Below are 15,980 nucleotides of genomic sequence, written 5' to 3'. Positions count from 1 at the left end.
AATAAAAGTCCCCTCCCTCNGGGAGGGGCGACTCGGCGNAGCCGAGCGGGGGTGGGCGGCCACCGGATGCCATGTCCCGCCAGCGCGCCACGTCGCCGATGAAGTTGCCGAGCGAACGCCGCGCCTGCGGGGTCAGTTCGTCACTGTCCAAAATGCGTCCGGCGGCGTGGAACAGGGGGATGCCTTGCGCGCGGGCCAATGTCTGGACGCGGGCGAGGGCCTTGTCTCCGAGGCCGCGCTTGGGTTGATTGACGATGCGTTCGAAGGCGAGGTCGTCGGCCGGCTGGTTGACCAGGCGGAGGTAGGCCAGCGCGTCGCGGATTTCGGCGCGTTCGTAGAAGCGGAAGCCCCCGACGATGCGATACGGCATGCCGATGGCGATGAAGCGGTCCTCGAATTCGCGCGTCTGATATTGCGCGCGGATGAGGATGGCGGTGCCGTCGAGGCTGCCGCCCCGCCGTTGCCAGCCCTCGATCTCGTCGCCGACGCGGCGAGCTTCCTCGGGGCCGTCCCACACGCCGATGACCTTGACCTTCTCGCCCTCGGCCTTGTCTGTGAACAGGGTCTTGCCGAGGCGGCCTGAATTGTTGGCGATGACCCCGCTGGCGGCGGCGAGGATGTGCGGGGTGGAGCGGTAATTCTGTTCGAGGCGGATGACCTTTGCGCCCGGGAAATCCTTTTCGAACTTGAGGATGTTTTCGACCTGCGCGCCGCGCCAGGAATAGATCGACTGGTCGTCGTCGCCGACGCAGCACAGATTCTTGCGGCTCTGCGCGAGCAGGCGCAGCCAGAGATACTGGACGGCGTTGGTGTCCTGATATTCGTCGACCATTATGTAGCGAAAGCGCTGCTGATACATCTCCAGCACGTCGCGATGTTCCTTCAGGATCACCAGCATGTGGAGGAGCAGATCGCCGAAGTCGCAGGCGTTAAGCGCCTTCAGCCGCGCCTGATATTGCGCGTAGAGCTCGCCGCCGCGGCCATTGGCGAAGCGCTCGCTTTCGCCCGCATCGATATCACGCGGGGTGAGGCCGCGGTTCTTCCAATCGTCGATCACGCCCGCGAGGCTCCGCGCCGACCAGCGCTTTTCGTCGAGATCGGCGGCGACGATCAGCTGCTTCATCACGCGCAACTGGTCGTCGGTGTCGAGTATGGTGAAGTTGGATTGCAGCCCGGCAAGCTCGGCGTGGCGGCGCAGCATCTTCGCGCCGATCGCGTGAAACGTACCGAGCCAGGGCACGCCCTCCACCGCATCGCCGATCAGGCCGCGGACGCGCTCGCGCATCTCCCGCGCCGCCTTGTTGGTGAAGGTGACGCTGAGGATTTCCGACGGGTATGCTTTCCGCGTGTAGACGAGGTGCGCGAGGCGGGCGGTCAGCGCGGCGGTCTTGCCGGTGCCGGCGCCGGCGAGGACCAGGACCGGGCCATCCGTGGTGAGTACGGCCTCACGCTGCGGCGGGTTGAGGCCGCGCAGATAGGGGGCGTCGGTCACGATGTCGGGGGTGGTGCTCACCCGAAACAGTTAGGGAACATGATGGTGGCCCGCAACCATCAAGCCCTCACCCCGCTCGCCACCGGCGAGTCGCCCTCTCCCGGAGGGAGAAGGATTAGGGCGCGCGCAACAGCGTGAGCTTGGCTTTTCCGTAGCTGCGTTCGGCTTCGACGGTCAGACCGTCGACCTCCACGGTTTCGGCCTTGCTCGTCTCGACGCTGATCAGTGCGCCGGGGGCGAACCAGTTGAGCCGCGACAGGCGGTCGAGCGCAACGCTGCCCGCGCCGGTGGTGTAGGGCGGGTCAAGCAGGATCAGGTCGTAGGGTTCGCGCGCGAGCGGAAGGCTCATGACCGAACCCGCGCGGACGTCGCTGTTTTTCGCGCCGAGTTTGGCGATGTTGGCTCGGAGCGCGTCGAGCGCCGCGCCGTCCTGTTCGGCAAAAGTGCAATGCCCCGCGCCGCGCGAAAGGGCTTCGAGCCCGAGTGCGCCCGACCCCGCGAACAGGTCCGCGACGCGCAGCCCCTCGAATGTGCCGAGGCGGCTGGCGAGCATCGAGAACAGGGCTTCGCGGACGCGATCGGCGGTGGGGCGGGTGGCATCGCCTTTGGGCGTGACGATCGGACGGCCGCGCCATTCCCCCGAGATGATCCTCACGGGCGCGGCTTGCCGCCGGGCCGGGGGCGTCCGGTGGGTTTGACCGTGGGGCGTGAAGTAGGTTTGACGGCGGTGCGTGGCGCGGGCTTGGCTTTCACCCGCCAATTATCGCGCTGGTGCTGGCGGATCGATGTTTCGCCGGTCGGCGCGCGCGGCTTGGGTGTGGTGGCGAGCGTCGCCTTGAATTTGGTCAGCGTGTTCTCGTCGACTTCGGCGACCGATCCGACCGCGCTGCCGCCCAGCGTGAACGGCCCGTAAGCGGTGCGGATCAGACGGTTCACGCTGAGGCCGAGATGTTCGAGCACGACGCGGACCTCGCGGTTCTTGCCCTCGCTCAAGGTCATCTCGATCCAGACGTTCGCCCCGGTCCGGCGCTCCATATTGGCGTCGATCTGGCCGTAACGGACGCCGTCGATGGTGATGCCTTCGATCAAATCCTCCAGCTGCGCCTGCGTGACCGAGCCCATGGCGCGCGCGCGATAAGTGCGCGGGATGCCGGAAGAGGGGAGTTCGAGCTGACGCTTCAATCCGCCATCGGTGGTCAACAACAACAGCCCCTCGGTGTTCAGATCGAGGCGGCCCACGGGCATGACCCGTGGCAAATCCTTGGGCAGGACGTCGTAGATCGTCTGGCGACCCGAAAAGTCGCGTTCGGCGGTAAGCACACTCGACGGTTTGTGGAACAGAAACAATCGCGCGGCCTCCGCCGCCTTGACCGGATTGCCGTCGACGGTAACGCCCTTGAGGCTGGTCAGGATCGTCGCGGGTGTATCGAGCACCTTGCCGTCGAGCGCGATGCGCCCCTCGGCGATCATCCGCTCGATCTCGCGGCGTGAGGCGATCCCGGCGCGGGCGAGGAGTTTGGCAATGCGTGAGGGTTCGGCCATCAGGCCGCGATAGCCGCCTCGACCGTATCGTGGAAGCTGCGCAGTCCGGCCTCCAGCGTCCCCAGCGTCAAATGGTCGAGTGCGCCGGAGCTGAGGCCTTGTTGGCCCAACGCGACCGCGCGGAAATCTTCGTCGCCGAACACGCCGCCGTCGAGCAAATCCCAGCTGCGTTGCCAGTGATCCTGCGCCTTGTCGGTCTGCGGCGGCTCGGGGATCAGCATGAAATCCTCGACCAGGGTGCGGCCTTCGGATTGCGGCATCAGCACCATCAGGTTCACGTAATCGGGGCTGAACACCAGCACCGTCGCGGGGAACAGTTGGTAGGCGAAGGTCACGCGGCGGCGCAGCGCGTCGAGATCGCTCAGATCGATTTCGGCCAGATCCTCGGCGCGGGCGACGGCGGAGCGGCGGTGCTGGCCGATCATGTCGCCGGTGGTTACGCCATCCTTGAAGAACGAGCCGATGGTCGCGCTGTGCAGGCGCGTGACGTGGTAGCTTTCGAGGAACGCGTCCATGATCAGCTTCCAGTTCCCCGCCACGTCGTGCGTGCGGCGGGCGAACAGGTGCATGTCGGCGAGGCCGAAGGCGTCGAAGTCGTTGGCGAGGGTTTGGGCGTCTTCGAACCCATCGTCGCCCCGGCGGAGGCCGGGGCCGCTATCGATGGAGCGCGACCGTTCGTAACGGCCCCGGCCTTCGCCGGGGTGACGATCAGGCAGGAACCAGATCAGGCCGCCGGCTTCGTGGCTGGGCAGTTCCTTGAGGTGGTGGTCGGCCTTGTTCAGTCCCGGAAACGTCTCGGGCCGGGGCAGCGCCGCCAGCGCACCGTCGAGCTTGTAGCTCCACGCGTGATACGGACACACCAGCAAATTGGTGCACACCGCTTCGCTGCCTTCGACCAATCGCGTGCCGCGGTGCTGGCAGACATTGAGGAACACGTGCGCCACGCCGTCCTTGTCGCGCGTCAGCAGGAGCGGGCGGCCGAAGCCGTCGTGCGGCACTGCGCTGCCCGAGGCCAGCAATGCGGACGGGGCGATGACTTGCGGCAGGCGGTCGAAGAGCCGCGCCTTTTCCTGCGCAAACCGATCGGGCGAGGTGTACGCCGCCGCGTCGATATGGCTCACGGCCGTCGCGCGCCGAACGTCGCCGTCAACGATCGCCTGCGCCAGCGCCCGTTGCCCCGGCGTGGATGTGCGGCCCGGTTCCAGCATTCCTCTCGCAATATCCATGTATGGATAGCGCACTTACCGGACAATCATGTCAACCCGCGCGATTGACGTTAACGTAAACCACCCATAGGCAGGCGGTCGAGAGAGAGGACCCATCGATGAGCGATCTTGAGTCGTTCCGTCAGGACACCCGCGCCTGGCTGGAAGCGAATTGCCCCGAGGAAATGCGTCACCCGATCCGCGAGGAAGGCGACGCCTATTGGGGCGGGCGCAACGCGACGTTCAAATCGCCCGCACAGAAGCAATGGTTCGAGGCGATGGCATCGCGCGGCTGGACTGTGCCCGACTGGCCCAAGGAATATGGCGGCGGCGGACTGTCCGCCCCCGAAGCCAAGATCCTTCGCGAGGAAATGGCGCGGATCAAGGCGCGCTCGCCGCTCAATTCGTTCGGCATCTGGATGCTCGGGCCGGCGCTGCTGAAGTTCGGCACCGAGGAGCAGAAGACGACGATCCTGCCCGATGTCGCGCAGGGCAAGATCCGCTGGTGCCAGGGCTATTCGGAGCCGGGTTCGGGGTCCGATCTCGTGTCGTTGCAGACGTTCGGCGAGGACAAGGGCGATCACTGGGTCGTCAACGGCCAGAAAATCTGGACGTCGTACGCCGACAAGGCCGACTGGATTTTTTGCCTCGTCCGCACCGACAAGGCGAACAAATATCAGGGCATCAGTTTCCTGTTGTTCGACATGGCGTCGCCCGGCGTAACAACCAAGCCGATCCTGTTGATCAGCGGCAATTCGCCGTTCTGCGAGACGTTCTTCGACAATGTCGAAGTGCCCAAGGGGCAGATCGTCGGCGATCTCAACCGCGGTTGGGATGTCGCCAAATATCTGCTGGGCCATGAGCGCGAGATGATCTCGGGCGGCGGGCTCGGCGCGGGCATGATGTCGATCGGCAAGCAGTTTTCTGCGGTCGCCGCCGAAGAACCCGTGCTGCGCGCCGACTTCGCCGATTTCGATGTCGAAGTGATGGCGTTCCGCGCGATGAACGAGAAGTTCATGGACGAGCTGAAGTCCGGCAAGGCGCATCCGGCGCAGCCGAACATGATGAAATATGTCGGGACGGAGCTGAATAAGCGCCGCTACGAATTGATCATGGCGGCGGGCGGATCGGCGGCGCTCGAATGGGATTCGGCGGAAAGCGAAGGCGGGTCGAAAGCCCGCACCTGGCTGCGCACCAAAGCCAATTCGATCGAAGGCGGCACCAGCGAAGTCATGCTCGGCGTCGTCGCCAAACGTATTCTCGATTTGCCGGGGGTCTAATTACGCGTGTCCCGGCGAAGGCCGGGGCCGCTACGAACCTAAGTGCTTCAACTCTAACGGCCCCGGCCTCCGCCGGGGCGACGGGATTAGAAATGCCTCTCTACCTCAATGAAGACCAGGCGATGTTGCTCGACACGGTCAAGCCGTTCATCGCCGAAAGTGCACCGGTCAAGCACCTCCGCGCGCTGCGCGACACGAACGACGCGACCGGGTTCAGTCGCGATTTGTGGAAGCAGTTCGCCGATATGGGCTTTACCGGTATCATGGTACCCGAAGCGCAGGGCGGCCTGGGGCTGGGCCATGTGGAGGCGGGCATCGTGCTCGAGGAGATCGGGCGCAACCTGACGCCATCGCCGATGCTGACCACCGCGGTCGCGGCGGTCGAAGCGCTCAAGGCATCGGGGAAACTGTCCGGCGAATGGCTGCCCCGGATTGCGTCGGGTGACGCAATCGTCGCGCTGGCGATCGACGAGGGCGACAAGCATCATCCCGAAATGACCGCGATGAAGGCCGAGCGTTCGGGCAACGGCTTCAAGCTCAGCGGCGGCAAGGCCTTTGTCCTCAACGGCCATGTCGCCGACATGCTGATCGTCGCGGCGCGTACCGCGGGCGCGGCGGGCGAAACCGATGGGCTGACGCTGTTCGCGGTGCCCAAGGAAGCGGGGCAGACCGCCGATCCGCGCCGGTTGGTGGATTCGTCGCTGGCGAGCCACGTCAAGTTCGACGGCGTCGAGGTCGATGCCGATGCGGTGATCGGCGATGTCGATGGCGGCTGGGCGGTGCTGCAAAAACTGCTCGATGCTGGTCGCGTGGGCGCCGCGTCCGAGCTGCTGGGCGTCGGCGGCGGCGCGATGGACATGACCATCGATTATCTCAAGCAGCGCAAGCAGTTCGGGAAACTCATCGGCGAATTCCAGGCGCTGCAGCACCGCGCCGCGCATCTCTATGGCGAGATGGAAGTCGCGCGCGCGACGGTGCTGAAGGCGCAGCAATTGCTCGATGCCGATGACCCGCGCGCCGAACTGGCGGTCGCGGTGGCCAAGGCCAAGACGGGCAAGGCGGTCCGCTTGTCGGTTCAGGAAGGAGTGCAGATGCACGGCGGCATCGGCATGACCGACGAGTACGACATCGGCCTGTACATGAAGCGCGACCGGACTCTCGAGGAATTCTTCGGCGATGCGCGCTTCCACGCCGAGCGCGTGGCGCGGATGAACGGCTATTGAGCGCGGGCAGAAAACGCTTCCAAAATAGGATTTGCCATGACCAAGCGAGTCGCACTGGCTGATTCTCGCAAATGGCGGATTTCAGCCATTGCGACTATCGTTTTGGCCTAAACTTACACTAAACTTTCGATTTTCCCGGAGACTGTGATGGACATCCAGAACCTGTTCCGCCTCGATGCCCGTGTCGCGCTCGTGACCGGGGGCAGCCGCAATATCGGCGCGTGGATCGCGGAAGCGTTCATCGCCGCCGGAGCCAAGGTCTATATTTCGGCGCGCAAGGCCGATGCATGTTTCGCGATGGCGGAGAAGCTGGGGCCGAACTGTATCGCGCTGCCGCAGGATGTTTCGACCGTCGCGGGCTGCAAGGCGCTTGCTGCTCAACTCGCCGAGCATGAGACCAAGCTCGACATCCTGGTCAACAATGCCGGTGCCGCCTGGGGCGCGCCGTTCGACGAGTTTCCCGAAAGCGGCTGGGACAAGGTCATGGACCTCAACGTCAAATCGCCATTCTTTCTGACGCAGGCATTGCACGGCTTGCTGAAGGCGGCGGCGTCGCACGAGCATCCGGCCAAGGTCATCAACATCACGTCGATCGATGGGCAGCGGCTCAATCCGTGGGAGCATTACAGCTATCAAACGTCGAAGGCGGCGCTGATCATGCTGACGAAAAAGCTGGCGGCGCATCTTATCCGCGAGGACATCATCGTGAACTCGCTCGCGCCCGGCGCCTTCGGGTCCGAAATGAACAAGGCGGCGCGGGACCATGCCGATACCGTCGCCAAGGGCATTCCGGCCAGGCGTGTCGGACGGCCCGAGGATATCGCGATGGGCGCACTGTATCTCGCGAGCCGCGCCGGCGATTACGTCATCGGCCACACGCTCAACGTCGATGGCGGTTTGGTCAGCGCGGAGTTTGGTGGCTCGATCGACGCCTAGCGTTCGATCAAAAACTTGAGGTTGGCGGCGGCGACGGGCTTTGTCTCGTCATCCTGCCAGCCGACCACGCCTACATTGGCGACGCGGCGGCCAAGGCGGACGATCGTCGCACGGGCGTGAAGCGGCTCGGGTTTGCCGCCGCGCATGAAATCGGTCGAAATGCTGATCGGCTTGATCGTCGCGCCATCTTCGAGCGCATCGAACAGGGTGACCCAGGCGGTAAAGTCGAGCAGGCCGGCAATCGCGCCGCCATGCAGGAATCCGGGGCGCCCCATCACGCCGTCACCTGGTGGCATGGTCACGACCAGCCCGTCATCGCGCGAGACGGTGAAGCCCATCGTCCGGGCATAAGGCGAGCCGAATTCAGACATCGGTGAAGATATACGTCCCGCTGGCATGAGCGATGGGCCGTGACGGATCGCCATCATGCGCTTCGCCGCGGATAAACGCGATCGACTTGCCCAGCTTGTAGCACTCGCCACGGCCAGTGATCGTCTTGCCGGGCTCTGCTGGCCGTAGATAGTCGACGCGCAGATCGAGTGTCGCCTGTGGCCGAAACTTGCCAGATTTCAGCCAGATCGAGATCGAGGTGACCATGTCCATCAGGGTGATGACTGGCCCCGAGGCCAATACGCCGGTCGCGGGATCGCCGATCAGACGTTCGTCATAAGGCAGTTCGAGTTCGACCCAATCGGGCCCGTGCGCACGATAGCGCGTGCCGATCATGCCGTTATGCCCGCTGCGCGCCATTCCCGCGATGAAGCGCGACGGATCGAATGCGCGATCAAGGGTAACGCCCGGTGGATTTGGCTCTTGTGACACGCGCGCTCCTTGCTACCGTCACAAGCGGAAAACAGGCGGCGCGGCAAGCGTTCCCACAGGAGACGAGGATGCATCCCTTCCGCCACGCCCAGGCAACGCCCGACAAGGCCGCGGTGATCAATGCCGAAAGCGGTGAGACACTGAGCTATGCCGAACTCGATCGCGCATCGAACCGTGCCGCGCATCTTTACCGGGCGCACGGATTGCGTCCGGGAGACCGTGTTGCGATCCTCATGGAGAATACGGTCGATTATTACGGTCTGGTGTGGGGTGCGCAACGGAGCGGGCTGTTGTTCGTCGCGATCTCGACCAAGCTGACTGCGCCCGAGGTCGATTACATCCTCGAGGATTCGGGGGCCAGGCTGCTGGTGTTTTCCGCCGGGCTGGCGGGCGGGCAAGCGGATGTCGCCAAGCTGGTCCACGGTGCGGACGAAGGCGATGTCGAACGCGTCGAGGCGGCGCTGGCGATGCAGGATTCATCGCCGATCGCCCATGAAAGTGCGGGCTATCAAATGCTGTATTCGAGCGGCACGACCGGGCGGCCCAAGGGGGTCAAACTGCCCGCGCCAGCCGACCCGGCCATCGACGCGCCGACCGCGCTGGCGATGCTTGCTTCGGGGTTCTTCGGACTTGGGCCCGACAGCATCTATCTATCCAGCGCGCCGCTTTATCATGCGGCACCACTGTCATGGACGATGACCGTGCAAAAACTGGGCGGCACGATCGTCCTCATGCGCAAGTTCGATGCCGAAGCCGCGCTGGCGGCGATCGAGCGTTATGCATGCAATTCGGGGCAGTTCGTCCCGACGCATTTCGTGCGGATGCTCAAGCTGCCTGAAGATGCGCGGACGAAATACGACGTGTCGTCGATGCAAGTCGCGATCCACGCCGCCGCGCCATGTCCGGTGCCGGTCAAGCGCGCGATGATCGAGTGGTGGGGACCGGTGCTCGACGAATATTATGCGGGGACGGAGGGGAATGGCTTTACGGCGCTGAAAGCTGCGGAGTGGCTGGCGCATCCCGGGTCGGTCGGACGTGCGATCGGCGAGGCCAAGCTTCATATCTGCGACGAGGACGGCAACGACCTGCCACCGCGCGCCGAAGGTATGGTGTTCTTCGAAAGCGCGCGGCAGTTCGAATATCACAACGATCCGGAGAAGACCGCAGACAGCCGTAATGCCCGCGGGTTCTCGACTTTGGGCGATGTCGGCTGGGTCGATGACGAGGGCTACCTGTACCTGACCGATCGCAAGAGCTTCATGATCATTTCGGGTGGCGTGAACATCTATCCGCAGGAGATCGAGAACCATTTGGTGACGCACCCGAAGGTCGCGGATGTTGCGGTGGTCGGGGCGCCGGACGACGAAATGGGTGAGGCCGTGGTGGCGGTGATCCAGCCCGCGCCGGGTGTCGTCGGCGACGATGCGCTGGCGGCCGAATTGATCGCCCATTGCCGCGCCGCGCTGTCTGGCGTGAAGACGCCGCGCCGCGTCGAGTTTATGGCCGAGCTGCCGCGCCACGATACGGGTAAACTCTACAAGCGGCTGATCCGCGACAAATTCTGGGGCAAGGAGAACCGCATTGGCTGACCGCGTTACGATTAGCGTCGCCGACCAAATCGCCGACGTTCGCTTCAACCGCGCGGACAAGATGAACGCGCTCGACCCCGAACAATTCCGTGCGATCGGTGCAGCCATCGACGAATTGCACCAGCGCCAGGATGTGCGCTGCGTCGTGCTGTCGGGCGAGGGGCGAGCGTTTTGCGCGGGCCTCGACATGGCGAGCATAGCGGGCGGCGGATCGGGGACGGGGCGCGAGCGTAACGATCAGGGGTCGATCCTGCCGCAGCATGTCAGCTGGGGCTGGCGGCAATTGCCGATGCCGGTGATCGCGGCGGTGCACGGCGTGGCGTTCGGCGGGGGGTTCCAGATGATGGCCGGGGCGGATATTCGTATCGCACATCCCGATACGCGTTTTGCGATCCGCGAGGTGCACTGGGGACTGGTGCCCGATATGGCGGGGTTCCCGCTGTGGCGGACGCAGGTGCGCGACGATGTGCTGCGCGAGCTGGTCTATACCGCGCGCGAATTCGGGGCCGCCGAGGCATTGGTACACGGGTTTGTCACGCGCCTGTCTGAAGATCCCCATGCGGCCGCGCTGGCGCTGGCGAAGGAGATTGCCGCGCGCAGCCCGCATGCGATCCGCGGGGCCAAGCGGCTGTGCAACGCCGCGCACGATCTCGATCCGCGCGCGATGCTGGAGATGGAAACCGACGAACAGGTCGCGGTGATCGGCAAGCCCAATATGATGGAGGCCGTCGCCGCCAATATGGGCAAGCGGGCAGCCAAGTTTTACGACTGATCCGTCACCCTGACGAAAGTCAGGGTCCATTGGCCTGTCATCTCGATCAGAGTGCGAATGGACCCCGGATCAAGTCCGGGGTGACGGCTAAGCAGGAATTCGGACCATCGTCGCTGCGAATTTGGCGCGAAAGCTGTCGGGAAATTCGGCGGCGCCGGTTTCATCGGTGAACACCAGTGTCGTGTCGCAGGTCGCAACGCAGTCGCCGTGTTGAAATGCCCCGGAAAAGATTTGCCAGCTGCGCGTCCCGACACGGCCGATACCGCTAGCGATCGTCACGTCATGCGGATGATGTGCTTCGGCGAGATAATTTATCTCCACCGCCGCGATCAGCCAGCGCGTCGTCTTGCGGTCGCGCGGCAGTTCGAGTGAACGGTTGAACCGCCCGCGCCCTTCCTCGAACAGCCCGGCCATCGAGACATTGTTGATGTGCCCGAGCAGATCGAGATCCGCCCAGCGCGTCGGGATGTCGGCGGTGAACGGGTAGGTTTCGAGTTGCGTACGATAAGGGGCGGGTTTGGGCATAAGGTAAACCTATTTTCGTCATTTCCGCGAAAGCGGGAACCCGTCTGCTACCGATTGTTCAGGAGATGGATTCCCGCTTTCGCGAGAATGACGCGGTTGTGAGCTATCAGCGCGGCGCCATGCGGATTGCACCGTCTAGGCGGACGTCCTCGCCGTTGAAGTACGAATTCTCGATCATCGTCAGCGCGAGGCCCGCATATTCCTCGGGCTTGCCGAGGCGCTTGGGGAACGGGACCGAGGCGGCGAGCGCGTCCTTCACCTGTTGCGGCGCGCCGAGCATCAGCGGGGTTTCGAAAATCCCGGGCAGGATGGTGTTCACGCGGATGCCTTCGGACATCAGGTCGCGCGCGATGGGGAGCGTCATGCCGATGACGCCCGCCTTCGACGCGGCATAGGCAACCTGGCCCATCTGACCATCTTCGCCCGCGACCGAGGCCGTGTTGACGATCGCGCCGCGCTCGCCGTCTTCATTCTGCGGCTCGAGCGTCATCATCCCCGCCGCCGACAAGGCCACGCAGCGGAAGGTGCCGACGAGGTTGATCTGGATGAGCCAGTTGAACGCATCGGCCGGATAGTGCTTGATGCTGCCATCCTGCTTCGAGCGGCTGGCAGTCTTCATCGCCGCGCCGGTGCCCGCGCAGCAGACGAGGATCCGCTCCTGGCCATGCGCCGCGCGGGCCTTTTCGAAGCCGGCGATGACGCTCTCGTCCGATGTCACGTTGACCTCACAGAACACGCCACCGATTTCCGCGGCGACGGCTTCGCCCTTGTCTTTTTGCAGGTCGAACAGGGCGACTTTGACGCCCTTGGCGGCCAGTGCGCGCGCAGTTGCAGCGCCGAGGCCCGAGGCGCCGCCGGTGATGACGGCCGAGACAGTGTTGTCGAGTTTCATCTTACAAACGCTCCACAATGGTAACATTGGCCAACCCGCCGCCTTCGCACATGGTCTGCAGGCCGTAGCGCCCGCCGCGCTTGTGCAGCGCGTGAACGAGCGTCGCCATCAGCTTGGTACCCGACGCGCCCAACGGATGACCAAGCGCGATCGCGCCGCCGTTGACGTTGAGCTTGGCGTGATCGCCGCCGGTATGCTTCATCCACGCCATCGGCACCGGCGCGAACGCCTCATTGACCTCGTACAAGTCGATGTCGGCGATGCTGAGGCCGGCGCGCTTCAAGGCCTTGTCGGTGGCGAACAGCGGCTCTTCGAGCATCACGATCGGGTCGCCGCCGGTGACGGTAAGGTTGTGGATACGCGCCAGCGGCTTGAGGCCATGTTCCTTGAGCGCGCGTTCGCTGACCACCATCACCGCGGACGACCCATCGCAAATCTGGCTGGCATTGGCGGCGGAAATGACACCGCCTTCGCTGATCAATTTAACGCCGTGGACACCCTCGAAGGTCGCGCCGAAACGGATGCCCTCGTCAACGGTGTGGCACTGCTCGCCCTCGGGCGTGTCGATCTCGAGACCCACGATTTCGGCTTTGAAGTCGCCGCGTTCGGTAGCGGCGGCGGCGCGACGGTGACTTTCGAGCGCATATTCATCGAGCTGATCGCGGGTGAAGCCATATTTCTTGGCGATCATTTCAGCGCCCATGAACTGGCTGAATTGCACGCCGGGATAGCGGGCTTCCTGGCGGGACGACTTTGCTTTGCCCAAACCCGCCTGATGGAACAGCATGCCGGTCGAGCCCATCGGCACGCGCGTCATCGATTCCACGCCGGCGGCTATGACCACGTCCTGCGTTCCCGACATGATCGCCTGCGCGGCGAACTGGATCGCTTGTTGCGAACTGCCGCATTGGCGGTCGATCGTCACCGCAGGAACACTTTCGGGAAGCTTGGATGCGAGCACGGCGCCGCGCCCGACCTGGAACGATTGCTCGCCGCCCTGGCTGACGCAGCCCATGATGACGTCCTCGACTGCTGCGGGATCGATACCGCTGCGATCGACCACGGCGTCGAGGACGTGCCCCGCCATGTCGGCCGGATGCCAACCCGCCAGCTTGCCGCCGCGCTTGCCGCCAGCGGTGCGAACCGCCTCGACGATATAGGCCTCGGGCATCGAAGTTCCTTTCCGTTTACGTAAACCTGTGAGTCTGCCATTGCCCAAGCCGGAGACGGGCGCAAGGGAGATGGCGATGCGGGTAAGCGAAGCGTTGGTGGCACGACGATCGGTGCGCGGTTTTACCAATCACCCGGTCGATGTGGCGCAGGTCGAGCGATTGCTGCTCGCCGCATCGCGCGCACCTTCGGGCGGTAATCTTCAGCCGTGGCATGTCGATGTGATGACGGGCCAACCGCTTGCCGCGTTCAAGATGCTGATGGCCGGCAAGCTGATGGCGGGCGAAGTCGAGACGCCCGAATATCCGATTTATCCGACCGAACTCGACATGCCTTACAAGGACCGGCGCTTTGCCGTCGGTGAGGCGATGTACGGGCATATCGGCATTCCGCGCGACGACAAGGCGGCGCGGCGGCAATGGTTTGCGCGCAATTTCGCGTTCTTCGGCGCGCCGGTCGCGTTGTTCGTCAGCATCGATCGGCGGATGGGGCCGCCGCAATGGTCGGACCTGGGCATGTTCCTGCAGAGCCTGATGTTGCTGGCGGTCGAGGACGGCCTCGCGACCTGTGCGCAGGAATGCTGGGCGATGTATCCGCAGACGGTCGGTGCGGCGATCGGCATGCCCGCCGGGCGCATGCTGTTCTGCGGCATGGCGCTGGGTCATGAAGATTTGACCGAGCCGGCCAACCAATTGCGGTCGGAACGAGCCGGGCCGCCGGAGTGGTTGCGGCTTCATGGCTAAGCCTTTGTAAATCCGGTCACTCCACGTTAACCTTCGTTAGGCAAGAGTTACGCCACGCGGTTCCGGAGGGAATCGTGCCGGAGGGTGGGGACCATGCTGGATACAGAGCCGACGGTCGTGCCATATGCCGATGCACCGGAGGTGGAAACACCGTCGCGCATGCCTGGTGAAATCCTGGTCTCCACGCTCGCGCTGGCGGCATGCGGCGGGGGCGGCAGCACGCCGTCGGGTGGTTCGACGGGGTCGAGTCCGCCACCGCCGCCCGCGCCGCCACCCAGCCCACCGCCGCCGACGATCAGCGATACCCAGGCGTCGCGCTTTCTGGCGCAATCGGCGATGGGATCGAGCCGCGCCGATATCGCCGAGGTCGTGTCGATGGGTTATGCCGGCTGGCTCGACGCGCAATTCGCCAAGCCGCGCGGCCAGACCTTGTGGGACTATCTGGTCGCGCAGGGCTATAACAACGCGACGTACATCAATAGCGAGGCGGGCTTCGATCCGTCGATGTGGCGCGCGTTGCTCGCCGAGCCTGATCAGTTGCGCCAGCGCGTCGCCACCGCACTGCTCGAAATCATGGTGGTCGGCATTTCGGGACTGAACGTCAGTTGGCGTCAGTTCGCGCTCGCCGCTTATGTCGATGTGCTGTTCGACAACGCGTTCGGCAATTTCCGCACGTTGCTCGACAAGATCACCACCAATGCGGGGATGGCGACGTTCCTGACGTTCCTCGGCAACAAGAAAGCCAATGCGGCCACGGGTGCCGAGCCCGACGAGAATTACGCGCGCGAACTGATGCAGTTGTTCACGCTCGGGTTGCGTCAGCTCAATGCCGACGGAACCGAGAAGACGCCGGCGCAGGAAACCTATGTCCCCGCCGATGTCAGCGGGCTGGCGCGCGTGTTCACCGGCCTGACGCTCGATTCGGCGGACAATTCGACCCCCGACCGGTTGCGGCGGCCGCTGATCTTCAACGCCGGGCAGCATGAGACGGGTGTGTCGACGTTTCTGGGCGCGACGGTGCCGGCGGGAACCGATGGTGCCGGGGCGGTCAAGATCGCGCTCGACACGATTTTCGCGCATCCCAATGTCGGGCCGTTCGTGTCGCGCCAGTTGATCCAGCGCCTGGTGACCAGCAATCCCAGCGCGGCCTATGTCGGTCGCGTCGCGGCGGTGTTCGCCAATAACGGCAGCGGTACGCGCGGCGATTTGAAGGCGACGGTGCGTGCGCTGTTGCTCGACGATGAGGCGCGGACGGTGCCGACGGGCGCCAATGCCGGCAAGCTGCGCGAACCGGTGATGCGGCTGACCGGCTGGGCCCGCGCGTTCGGCGCGACCAGCGCGTCCAATGCCTGGCCGATCGGCGATACCAGCAGCCAGAACAACCGGCTGGGGGAATCGATGGGGCGCAGTCCATCGGTCTTCAACTGGTGGCGGCCAGGCTATGTCCCGCCCGCCACGACATTGTCCGCCGCCGGGCTGGTCGCGCCCGAATTCCAGGTGACCAACGAAGTCTCGACCATCGCGTATATCAACTTCATGCAGACGCTGATCCAGAACGGGATGGGCGATTTCAAGGCCGATTACACCGCGATCACCGCCAAGGCTGCGGATAGCGCGGCGTTGGTCGACGAGGTCAACATCATCGTCGCCGCGGGACAATTAAGTGCCGCGACGATCGCCACCATTCGCAGCGCGGTCGACTCGATCGCCGCGGCGAACACCGCCAACCGGGTCTATACCGCCATCCTGCTGACGATGGCGTCGCCCGATTATCTGACATTGAGGTGAG

At 64.4% G+C, this 15,980-nt stretch carries 16 protein-coding genes; 7 read left to right on the top strand and 9 right to left on the bottom strand.

What is annotated here, in order from left to right; genetic code table 11:
• Window positions 1-39: 39 nt before the first annotated feature.
• From ACM9ME_RS14130 to ACM9ME_RS14115, 4 genes are all read right to left on the bottom strand, one after another.
• Window positions 40-1,513: ATP-dependent helicase (locus ACM9ME_RS14130; protein ID WP_415644107.1), on the bottom strand; the 1,474-nt coding region annotated here is incomplete at its 3' end.
• A 94-nt stretch (window positions 1,514-1,607) separates the two neighbouring features.
• Window positions 1,608-2,147 (bottom strand): 16S rRNA (guanine(966)-N(2))-methyltransferase RsmD, encoded by a 540-nt coding sequence (gene rsmD / locus ACM9ME_RS14125; RefSeq protein ID WP_415644106.1) that lies wholly within the window; start codon window positions 2,145-2,147, stop codon window positions 1,608-1,610.
• Window positions 2,144-3,034, bottom strand: coding sequence for a pseudouridine synthase (locus ACM9ME_RS14120; RefSeq protein ID WP_415644105.1), 891 nt, complete (start codon window positions 3,032-3,034; stop codon window positions 2,144-2,146). Before ACM9ME_RS14120 ends, rsmD begins: the two co-directional genes overlap by 4 nt.
• Window positions 3,034-4,242, bottom strand: coding sequence for an aromatic ring-hydroxylating oxygenase subunit alpha (locus ACM9ME_RS14115; protein WP_415644104.1), 1,209 nt, complete (start codon window positions 4,240-4,242; stop codon window positions 3,034-3,036). The genes ACM9ME_RS14120 and ACM9ME_RS14115 overlap by 1 nt, the downstream gene beginning before the upstream one ends.
• 116 nt (window positions 4,243-4,358) lie before the next feature.
• Here ACM9ME_RS14115 and ACM9ME_RS14110 point away from each other — a divergent pair, with 116 nt between their 5' ends.
• From ACM9ME_RS14110 to ACM9ME_RS14100, 3 genes are all read left to right on the top strand, one after another.
• Entirely contained in the window at window positions 4,359-5,519 is a 1,161-nt protein-coding gene (locus tag ACM9ME_RS14110; protein WP_415644103.1) for an acyl-CoA dehydrogenase family protein, read from the top strand.
• Between the two features lie 92 nt (window positions 5,520-5,611).
• The gene (locus ACM9ME_RS14105; RefSeq protein WP_415644102.1) at window positions 5,612-6,742 is read left to right on the top strand and encodes an acyl-CoA dehydrogenase family protein; all 1,131 of its coding nucleotides are present in this window, start codon (window positions 5,612-5,614) and stop codon (window positions 6,740-6,742) included.
• Window positions 6,743-6,889: 147 nt separating this feature from the next.
• Window positions 6,890-7,678: an SDR family oxidoreductase gene (locus ACM9ME_RS14100; protein WP_415644101.1), complete on the top strand. Its 789-nt coding sequence runs from the start codon at window positions 6,890-6,892 to the stop codon at window positions 7,676-7,678.
• Here the strand turns inward: ACM9ME_RS14100 and ACM9ME_RS14095 are convergent.
• Both ACM9ME_RS14095 and ACM9ME_RS14090 read right to left on the bottom strand, forming a co-directional pair.
• Window positions 7,675-8,049: a PaaI family thioesterase gene (locus tag ACM9ME_RS14095; protein WP_415644100.1), complete on the bottom strand. Its 375-nt coding sequence runs from the start codon at window positions 8,047-8,049 to the stop codon at window positions 7,675-7,677. The two genes, ACM9ME_RS14100 and ACM9ME_RS14095, sit on opposite strands and share 4 nt — an antisense overlap.
• Window positions 8,042-8,500 carry a PaaI family thioesterase gene (locus ACM9ME_RS14090; protein WP_415644099.1) on the bottom strand — a complete coding sequence of 153 codons (459 nt, stop codon included), beginning with the start codon at window positions 8,498-8,500 and terminating at the stop codon, window positions 8,042-8,044. Before ACM9ME_RS14090 ends, ACM9ME_RS14095 begins: the two co-directional genes overlap by 8 nt.
• Before the next feature lie 68 nt (window positions 8,501-8,568).
• Between ACM9ME_RS14090 and ACM9ME_RS14085 the strand changes: the two genes are divergently transcribed.
• Complete coding sequence (locus tag ACM9ME_RS14085) at window positions 8,569-10,089, top strand: acyl-CoA synthetase (RefSeq protein WP_415644098.1); 1,521 nt, start codon at window positions 8,569-8,571, stop codon at window positions 10,087-10,089.
• Entirely contained in the window at window positions 10,082-10,861 is a 780-nt protein-coding gene (locus ACM9ME_RS14080) for a crotonase/enoyl-CoA hydratase family protein (protein WP_415644097.1), read from the top strand. The genes ACM9ME_RS14085 and ACM9ME_RS14080 overlap by 8 nt, the downstream gene beginning before the upstream one ends.
• 87 nt (window positions 10,862-10,948) lie before the next feature.
• Here ACM9ME_RS14080 and ACM9ME_RS14075 read toward each other — a convergent pair whose 3' ends face one another.
• The 3 genes from ACM9ME_RS14075 to ACM9ME_RS14065 form a co-directional block, all read right to left on the bottom strand.
• Window positions 10,949-11,386, bottom strand: a complete 438-nt coding sequence (locus ACM9ME_RS14075; RefSeq protein WP_415644096.1) for an acyl-CoA thioesterase — start codon at window positions 11,384-11,386, stop codon at window positions 10,949-10,951.
• A gap of 106 nt (window positions 11,387-11,492) precedes the next feature.
• Window positions 11,493-12,278 (bottom strand): SDR family NAD(P)-dependent oxidoreductase, encoded by a 786-nt coding sequence (locus tag ACM9ME_RS14070; protein ID WP_415644095.1) that lies wholly within the window; start codon window positions 12,276-12,278, stop codon window positions 11,493-11,495.
• Between the two features lies 1 nt (window position 12,279).
• The gene (locus ACM9ME_RS14065; protein WP_415644094.1) at window positions 12,280-13,449 is read right to left on the bottom strand and encodes an acetyl-CoA C-acetyltransferase; all 1,170 of its coding nucleotides are present in this window, start codon (window positions 13,447-13,449) and stop codon (window positions 12,280-12,282) included.
• Window positions 13,450-13,525: 76 nt separating this feature from the next.
• Here ACM9ME_RS14065 and ACM9ME_RS14060 point away from each other — a divergent pair, with 76 nt between their 5' ends.
• Both ACM9ME_RS14060 and ACM9ME_RS14055 read left to right on the top strand, forming a co-directional pair.
• Window positions 13,526-14,191, top strand: coding sequence for a nitroreductase (locus ACM9ME_RS14060; RefSeq protein ID WP_415644093.1), 666 nt, complete (start codon window positions 13,526-13,528; stop codon window positions 14,189-14,191).
• Window positions 14,192-14,284: 93 nt separating this feature from the next.
• Complete coding sequence (locus ACM9ME_RS14055) at window positions 14,285-15,979, top strand: DUF1800 domain-containing protein (protein ID WP_415644092.1); 1,695 nt, start codon at window positions 14,285-14,287, stop codon at window positions 15,977-15,979.
• Window position 15,980: the final 1 nt, after the last annotated feature.

The sequence above is a fragment of the Sphingomonas antarctica genome (assembly GCF_965137005.1).
Classification (GTDB): Bacteria; Pseudomonadota; Alphaproteobacteria; order Sphingomonadales; family Sphingomonadaceae; genus Sphingomonas_O; species Sphingomonas_O antarctica.
Note: the sequence above shows the minus strand (reverse complement) of the source record. Positions and strands in the feature narration are given on the sequence as shown.

Bases quoted from the DNA above. Each gene is read 5' to 3' on its own strand.
- ACM9ME_RS14120 (WP_415644105.1), bottom strand. From the start codon at position 3,034: ATGGCCGAACCCTCACGCATTGCCAAACTCCTCGCCCGCGCCGGGATC.
- ACM9ME_RS14115 (WP_415644104.1), bottom strand. From the start codon at position 4,242: ATGCTGGAACCGGGCCGCACATCCACGCCGGGGCAACGGGCGCTGGCG.
- ACM9ME_RS14110 (WP_415644103.1), top strand. From the start codon at position 4,359: ATGAGCGATCTTGAGTCGTTCCGTCAGGACACCCGCGCCTGGCTGGAA.
- ACM9ME_RS14105 (WP_415644102.1), top strand. From the start codon at position 5,612: ATGCCTCTCTACCTCAATGAAGACCAGGCGATGTTGCTCGACACGGTC.
- ACM9ME_RS14100 (WP_415644101.1), top strand. From the start codon at position 6,890: ATGGACATCCAGAACCTGTTCCGCCTCGATGCCCGTGTCGCGCTCGTG.
- ACM9ME_RS14095 (WP_415644100.1), bottom strand. From the start codon at position 8,049: ATGTCTGAATTCGGCTCGCCTTATGCCCGGACGATGGGCTTCACCGTC.
- ACM9ME_RS14085 (WP_415644098.1), top strand. From the start codon at position 8,569: ATGCATCCCTTCCGCCACGCCCAGGCAACGCCCGACAAGGCCGCGGTG.
- ACM9ME_RS14075 (WP_415644096.1), bottom strand. From the start codon at position 11,386: ATGCCCAAACCCGCCCCTTATCGTACGCAACTCGAAACCTACCCGTTC.
- ACM9ME_RS14070 (WP_415644095.1), bottom strand. From the start codon at position 12,278: ATGAAACTCGACAACACTGTCTCGGCCGTCATCACCGGCGGCGCCTCG.
- ACM9ME_RS14065 (WP_415644094.1), bottom strand. From the start codon at position 13,449: ATGCCCGAGGCCTATATCGTCGAGGCGGTTCGCACCGCTGGCGGCAAG.
- ACM9ME_RS14060 (WP_415644093.1), top strand. From the start codon at position 13,526: ATGCGGGTAAGCGAAGCGTTGGTGGCACGACGATCGGTGCGCGGTTTT.
- ACM9ME_RS14055 (WP_415644092.1), top strand. From the start codon at position 14,285: ATGCTGGATACAGAGCCGACGGTCGTGCCATATGCCGATGCACCGGAG.